Raw genomic sequence first — 7,309 nt, 5'->3', positions numbered from 1 at the left:
GGGCCCCGCCGGTCCGCGGCTAGGGCGGTCGCGGGGGGGGGGTTGGCCGCGCGCGCCACCAGAAGGGGTGAATGCGCGTAACTTTCCCGTACCGGCGGCGTTCCGTCGCGCTACGGAGCGTTCCGATTACGGAAGGTCAGACCGCGGCCACGGCCTCGGGGAGGGCCCTGCGGGCCGAGCGACGCGCGGCGGCGAGCGCCGGATCGAGCGCGGGTACGGCGGCCAGCAACTGCTGGGTGTACGGGTCGGCGGGCGCCCCGTACACCTCGTCCACCGTGCCCTGTTCGACGATCCTGCCGTCCCGCATGACCGCGACCCGGTGGCTGACCTGCCGTACGACGGCGAGGTCGTGGGCGATGAAGACCAGGGCGAGGCCCAGCTCCCGCTGGAGTTCGGCGAGGAGCCCGGTGACCTGGGCCTGGGTCGTCACATCCAGCGCGGAGACGGGTTCGTCACAGACGATCAGCCGTGGTTCGGCGGCGAGGGCGCGCGCGATCCCGACGCGCTGGCGCTGTCCCCCGCTGAACTCGTGCGGATACCGGCCGTACCGGTCAGGATCGAGCCCGACCCGCTCCAGCAGCTCCCGTACCCGCGCGACGATCCGCGCCTCGTCGAGCACCCCGGCGGCCCGCAGCGGGTCGGCGACGGACTCGCCGACGGACCGGCGCGGGTTGAGCGAGGAGACAGGGTCCTGGAAGACCATCTGCAGCTCGCGCCGGTAGGGCCGCAGCTGCTTCTCGGACAGCGCCCCGATCTCCGCGCCCCGGTACCGCAGATGCCCGGCGGTCGGATCCAGCAGCCGTACGAGCATCCGCCCCAGGGTGGTCTTGCCGCTGCCGCTCTCCCCGACGATGCCGAGCGTCTCGCCGGGCCTGACGGTGAGCGAGACGCCGTCGACCGCCGTGACGGTCCGCCGCCCCCGCCGGAACTCCCGCCGCAGGTCCGTGGCTTCGAGCAGCACCTCGTCCGCGCCACCGGAGGCGGCTCGCGGCGAGGGTACGCGTGGCGCCGGGCCGTCCACCCGGGGTACCGCCGCCAGCAGCGTGCGGGTGTAGCCGGCCGCCGGAGCTCCCAGCACCCGCGCCACCGGCCCGCGCTCCACCTCCCGTCCGTGCCGCATGACCAGGACCTCGTCCACGCTCTCCGCCGCGACGCCCACGTCGTGGGTGACCAGCAGGAGCCCCATGCCCGTTTCGCGGCGCAGGTCGTGGAGGAGGTCGAGGATCTGGGCCTGGACCGTGACGTCCAGGGCCGTGGTCGGTTCGTCGGCGATCAGGAGGCGCGGTTCGCACGCCAGGGCCATCGCGATGAGCGCGCGCTGGCGCATACCGCCGCTGAACTCGTGCGGCCGCGCACCGGCCCTGCGCGCCGCGTCCGGGATGCCGACCCGGTCGAGGACCTCCACGGCCCGCGCGCGGGCCGCCCGTCGTGAGGCGTCCGTATGGACCCGGTACACCTCGGCGATCTGGTCGCCCACCGCGTAGTACGGGTCCAGGGACGACAGCGGGTCCTGGAAGACCATCGCCGCCACCGCGCCGCGCAGCGCGCGCAGTTCGCGGTCGGAGGCCGCGCCCACATCCGTACCGCCCACGCGCACCGTGCCGCCGACGCGCGCGCCGGTCCCGCGGTGCAGGCCGAGCAGCGCGCCCGCGACGGTGCTCTTGCCGCTGCCGGACTCGCCGACCAGGCCGATCGCCCGGCCGGCGTCGAGCGTGAAGGACAGGCCGTCCACGGCCCGTACGCTCTCCGCCCCCGACTCACCCGGCTTCCCCGACGCTCCCGGCTCCCCCGACGAGAAGTCGACTGTCAGGTCCTTCACCACGAGCAGTCGCTCCGGCTCCGGACGCTCCGTCACCCGTTGCTCCGTCACCCGTTGCTCCGTCACAGGAGGGCCACCCTTCGGTCGGCCGCGGCATACAGCAGATCGGCCACCACATTCGCCAGGACGACGGCCGCGCCGATCACCAGCACCACCCCCACCACCACCGGCAGATCGATCTCCCGCACCCCGTCGATCAGCGTCTTGCCGATACCGGGGATGCCGAAGAGGGACTCCGTGAGCACCGCGCCGCCCATCATCGTGCCGAGGTCCAGCGCGCTGAGCGCGATGACCGGCGGTACGGCGCCGCGCAGCGCGTGCCGTCCGACGACCGCCCGCTCCCCGACGCCGTACGCGCGAAACGTCCGGATATGGTCCTCGGCCAGCGTCTCCAGCGTCGAGCTGCGCGTCAGCCGCGCGTATTTGGCGCTCTCGAAGAAGCCCAGCGTGAGCCAGGGAAGCAGCATGTTCCACGCCCACTGCTCGGGATCCTCAGACAGGGGCACATACGTCGGGAACGGCAGCCACTGGAGATACGCGCACACCACCATCAGAAGCAGCAGCCCGAGGATGAAGACGGGCGTGCCGGTCCCGGCGAGGGTGAGCACCGTCAGCGCGCGCTCGGTGAATCCGCCGCGCCGCAGCGCGGACAGCAGCCCCGTGCCCACCCCGATGACCAGCCACAGCACCATCGCGCCCAGCGCGAGGGAGACGGTCGCCGGCAGCCGGTCCAGGATCAGCTGGGTGACCTGCTGGTCGGTCTGGTACGAGAAGCCGAGGCAGGGCGCGTCGCAGTGCAGCAGGGCCGTGCCGGTGGAGTAGTCGCGCCCGGCGAATATCCCCTGGAGGAAGTGCGCGTACTGCACGTACACCGAGTCGCCCAGACCGAGCTGGTCCCGCACCTGGGCGATCTGCTGCGGGGAGCAGCGGTCGCCGCAGGCGAGCCTTGCCGGGTCGCCCGGCGCGACATAGAAGAGCGCGTAGATCACGACGGACAGCACGAGCAGGACGAGCAGCGCGCCGCCGAGCCGTTTGAGCAGATAGCGGGTCATGAGGCGGAATCCCCGATCGGGGTACGGGTCTTACGGGAGGGGCGCGACGCCCTTGTCCCGATCCGCAGCCGGCTGGCCTCCCGCGGATCGAGCGCGGTGCGCACCGCGTCCCCCAGCACCGTGAAGGCGAGGACGGTCACGAACAGCAGCCCGGCGGGCAGCAGCACATACATCGGATCCGCCCGGAACCAGGTCTGCGCGGTCGACAGCATCTGTCCCCAGGACGGCGTCGGCGGCTTGACCCCGACCCCCAGGAAGGACAGGGACGCCTCGATCACGATGTTCGAGGGCAGCAGGATCGCCGCGTACGTGATGACGGGCGCCGCGAGCGACGGCAGCAGCTCGCGCCGTGCGACCCGCCACCGTCCGGAGCCGCCGAGCCGGGCGGCCGCCACGAAGTCGAGCTGCTTCAGCGTCAGCGTCTGCGCCCGTACGATCCGCGACGTACCGCCCCAGTTGAGCAGCCCGATGACCAGGATCAGCAGCAGCGGGCGGGGGAAGCCGGCAGGGACGACGGCTGTCAGCGCGATGGCGAGGACGAGCATCGGCAGCGCGACCATCACATCGGTGACCCGGCTGAGAAAGCTGTCGAGCAGCCGGTTGCCGAGGCCGGCGGCGAGGCCGACCGCGACCCCGATCACCACCTGGACCACGGTCGCGCCCACCGCGACGAGCAGCGAGATCCGGGCTCCGTAGAGCAGCCGTACGAACAGATCGCGCCCGGTGCCCGGCTCGACACCGAGCCAGTGGTCGCCGCTCACCCCGCCGAACGACCCCAGGGGCACGCCGCCGCGCGCCGAGTCCACCAGCGCGTCGTGGTACGAGTTCGCGTCCTGGCCCTCGACGGCGGCGAGCAGCGGCGCCGCGAGCGCCATGGCCACCAGCAGGGCGAGGACGCCCGCGGCCACGACGGCCGCGGGGCGCCCCCGCAGCCGCCGCCACACCCGGCGGGCGCCCGGGGCGGCGGGCGTCGCCGCCACCGCCCCGGGCGCCGGCAGATCGGGAACGGTGCTCACTTGACCGCGACCTGCGAGATGTCGAGGACACCGGTCCAGTCGCTGATCACGATGTTCTTGACGTCCTTGCCGTACAGCCGCTTGTAGACCGGGTGGAAGAGCGGTACGTCGAGCGCCTGCTCACCGATCTTCTTGTCGAGCGCGCCCCAGCGCTGGGCGGCGGCCGCCGGGTCGGTCAGCTTGTTGATCTCGTCGATCTCCTTGTTGACCGCCGGGTCGTCCAGCTGTGCGTGGTTGTAGTTGGAGCCGTCCCTGACGATCTGCCGGCCGTCGAAGATCGGCGCCAGGAACGGGCCGCCGGACGGCCAGTCCGCGCCCCACCGGGAGAGGAAGAAGCCGGGCTCACCCTTGACGGTCCAGCGCGCCTCGTTGAACGCGTTGGCCTCCAGGCCCTGGAGCTTGACCGTGATCCCGGCCTGCTTGAGCGACTCCTGGACGGCGGTGGCGACCTCGGGGCTGGTCTCCCGGTTCTGGACCGTGGAGTGGGTGAGCGTGACGGTCAGGCCCTTGGCGTACCCGGCCTCCTTCAGCAGCTCCTTGGCCTTGGCCGGGTCGCCCGTCTTCCCGGCCGGGAAGTGGTCGTACGGCGTGTAGCCGAAGGCCTTCTGCTCGGGCAGGAAGGTGGTCGCGGGCTCGGCGAGCGCGGAGCCGCCCGCCGCGTTGATGACACTGGTGCGGTTGATGGCGTACGAGATCGCCTGGCGCACCTTGGGGTTGTCGAACGGCTTCACCTTCGGGTTGAAGGCGAGGTAGTTGGTGTAGCCGAAGTGGCCGGTACCGACGCGGGAGGCGAGCGCCTTGTCGCTGCCGATCTGGGCGAGTTCGGCCGGGCCGAGGTTGGTGTCGGTGGTGACGGCGGCGGCGTCGGCGCCCGAGCTGGTGGACAGCCGCTGGTTGATGACGGCCGCGTCGAGACCCGCCTTCACGTCGATGGTGTCCGGGTAGGCGTGGCGCTCCTGGTCGGTCTTCTCCGACCAGTGCGGGTTGCGCTCCAGGACCAGGTGCTGGCCGTCGCCCTCGTTCTTGACGACCTTGTAGGGCCCCGAGGAGACGGGGTGCTCCTCGTATTTCGCCCCGGTGTCCTTCGCCTTGGGCACCGGCGCGAACTGCGTCTGGGTGGCGAGGAAGGGGAAGTCGCCCTCGGGCTTGTTGAGCTTGAAGACGATGGTCCTGGCGTCGGGCGTCTCGATCGAGTCGAGGCCCTTCTTGTCCTTGTACGGACCCTGGTAGGCGGAGCCGCCGATCAGCCAGTCGCGCAGATACGGTGCGCCGCCGGAGAGTTCCGCGGCGAAGGAGCGCTCGATGCCGTACTTGATGTCGGCGCTGGTGATCGGGTTGCCGTCCTCGAACTTCAGCCCTTCCTTGAGGGTGTACGTCCACTCCGTGGCGTCCGCGTTGGGGCGGCCGGTGTCGGTGGCGAGGTCGGGGACGACCTGAGTGCCGGCCGGTCCGTCCTCGCGGTTGCGGGTGGTCAGCGTACGGAAGACGAGCGAGGGGACGTTGCCGCCGCCGGAGGTGTAGAGGCGCGCCGGGTCGAAGTCGGTCTGCGGCTCGGTGTTCAGCACCGAGAGCGCGCCGCCCTTCTGGGGCTTGCCCTTGTCCGTGGCGCCGGCCTTGGCATCGTTGTCCTGCGGGCCGGCGCAGGCGGCGGCGCCCGCTGCCACGACCAGGCTGACGGCTGCCGCTGCCACGCGGCGGGATATGACGGACGGTTGACGCATCGGAAGAAGCCTCTCGGTGTGCTGCACAGGCAGAGTCAAGCGGGAAGGGGAGAAAAGGCGCGAAACGCCCAGAGCCCGCACAGGCAGCGACGGAGAGGGGAAGAAAAGACCGGCATGCCGCGCCCACGTACGGACCACATACGCCCAGGCGCGGGGAAGCACGGCGAAAAGGGACGGCCGACGCGCGCTCGGGCAGGCGTCAGCGACAGAGAATGTCTGCCACGCACAGCGCGGTCACGCCGATGAGCGTCAGCTCAATGGCGGCATGACCGAAGGCGGCGGCGCGGCGGGGTGACATGCGGAGAAATATGAACGACCCCGTCTCCGATGTCAACGCGGTTCGAGACGGGCGTCTCACCTCGTGGGACGGGGTTCAGCTCTTGGGGTACACCCAGGGATTGGGCTTGCAGGCGATCCCGCCGATGTCCAGTGACTTGGTCTGCTGCTGCATCACCGGGGCGAGCGCGCCGGGCGTGCGGCAGCTCACATGGTTGTGTCCGAGCCGGTGTCCGACCTCATGGTTGATCAGCATCTGCCGGTACGCGAGCATCGCCTTGTCGCCGAAGGTCTTCGCCCCCAGTGCCCAGCGGTAGGCGTTTATCATCACGCGGTCGGTCGAGGCCGAGTCGCAGGACACATTGTCGACGGTCGTGTCCAGACCGGACTTGGCGCACCACTCGCCCGTCGTCCCGGGGCTCGCCAGGGTGATCACGAAGTCGGGCCTGCCGCTGGAGACCCGTTCGAAGGTCATGGCGCCCTTGTGCGCCCAGCTCCGGTCGTCGTTCAGGGTCTTGTGGACGGCGTCAGCGAACAGCGTGCCGTCCAGGCCGAGCCCGTTCTCGATGTCCACGCGGTAGCGGTACTTCTGCCCCTTGCCCGGCGCCTTGTCCAGACCGGGCACAGCCGTGAAGTCGCCCGAGGCCTTCAGCTCGGGGTCGAGCGGGAACTGCCGGGCCATCAACTGCGCGTAGGTGGCGGGCGGGGGCACCGCGACCGGCTTCTGGGCGGGCGTGACCCTGCCGTCCGAGCGGGAGGCGACCTCGCCTTCACCGGTGCGGTCGAGACCGCCGGCCGCCTTCGCGTCGGCCGGTTCCGTACCACCGTCGGCGACCTGTCCGGCCACGATGACCGCGAGAACCGTGGTCACCGCCGCCGCGGCGATCCCGGTGAGCGCGCGTCCCTTGCCGCCCCTGGCGGGCTGTTCCGCGTCCGGCCCGGCCCCGGCGCCACCCGACATCCCGTCATCGTCGCCGACGGCGGGAGAGGGAGCGGGCGCGGTCTCCCGCGAGACGGCCCGGGAGGGCGGGGGCTCGAACGCGTCGAACGCGTCGAACGCGTCGAACGCGTCCACGAACTCGCGCCGCGGCCCCGGGATCAGTGGCGCTCCGCCGCCCGGCGCCCGTGTCTGGCGCGGCGGGACCGCGGCACGGGGGCCGGTCCGCCCGTCGCCCTGACTCTGCGGGAAACCCCAGCCGCCCCCGGACTCACGCTGCTCGGGGTGGCCGCCGCGCACCTGCGGCACGCCGCGCGCGGGGGTGCCGTCCGGGCCCGCGTGCTGCTCCGGGCCCTGGCCGGCCGCGGAACGCCGGCGCCGCCCGTTGCCCGCACCCCGCGCTTCCGGGACGGGCTCGCCGGGCACGGGCCCGGCCGTGCTCCGCGAGCCCTGGGAAGCGGGGCCTTTGCGGCTGTGTCGTCCCACGC

General features: G+C 72.0%; 6 protein-coding genes. All 6 read right to left on the bottom strand.

Annotated features, from left to right (window positions below; translation table 11 throughout):
- Positions 1 to 136 precede the first annotated feature (136 nt).
- The gene (locus tag ACFVWW_RS13490) at positions 137 to 1,855 is read right to left on the bottom strand and encodes a dipeptide ABC transporter ATP-binding protein (protein ID WP_386878387.1); all 1,719 of its coding nucleotides are present in this window, start codon (positions 1,853 to 1,855) and stop codon (positions 137 to 139) included.
- Between the two features lie 26 nt (positions 1,856 to 1,881).
- A complete protein-coding gene (locus ACFVWW_RS13485; protein ID WP_384189612.1) occupies positions 1,882 to 2,871 on the bottom strand; it encodes an ABC transporter permease in 990 nt (329 codons plus the stop codon).
- Complete coding sequence (locus tag ACFVWW_RS13480; RefSeq protein ID WP_386878497.1) at positions 2,868 to 3,869, bottom strand: ABC transporter permease; 1,002 nt, start codon at positions 3,867 to 3,869, stop codon at positions 2,868 to 2,870. Before ACFVWW_RS13480 ends, ACFVWW_RS13485 begins: the two co-directional genes overlap by 4 nt.
- A 14-nt stretch (positions 3,870 to 3,883) precedes the next feature.
- On the bottom strand, positions 3,884 to 5,608 hold the full coding sequence (locus ACFVWW_RS13475) for an ABC transporter substrate-binding protein (protein WP_386878388.1): 1,725 nt from the start codon (positions 5,606 to 5,608) through the stop codon (positions 3,884 to 3,886).
- 199 nt (positions 5,609 to 5,807) lie between these two features.
- Positions 5,808 to 5,906: an Ms4533A family Cys-rich leader peptide gene (locus ACFVWW_RS13470; RefSeq protein WP_384189827.1), complete on the bottom strand. Its 99-nt coding sequence runs from the start codon at positions 5,904 to 5,906 to the stop codon at positions 5,808 to 5,810.
- 75 nt (positions 5,907 to 5,981) lie between these two features.
- Complete coding sequence (locus ACFVWW_RS13465) at positions 5,982 to 7,307, bottom strand: DUF3152 domain-containing protein (RefSeq protein ID WP_386878389.1); 1,326 nt, start codon at positions 7,305 to 7,307, stop codon at positions 5,982 to 5,984.
- Positions 7,308 to 7,309: the final 2 nt, after the last annotated feature.

Origin of the sequence: Streptomyces sp. NPDC058198, from assembly GCF_042882605.1 — a bacterium.
Classification (GTDB): Bacteria; Actinomycetota; Actinomycetes; order Streptomycetales; family Streptomycetaceae; genus Streptomyces.
Note: the sequence above shows the minus strand (reverse complement) of the source record. Positions and strands in the feature narration are given on the sequence as shown.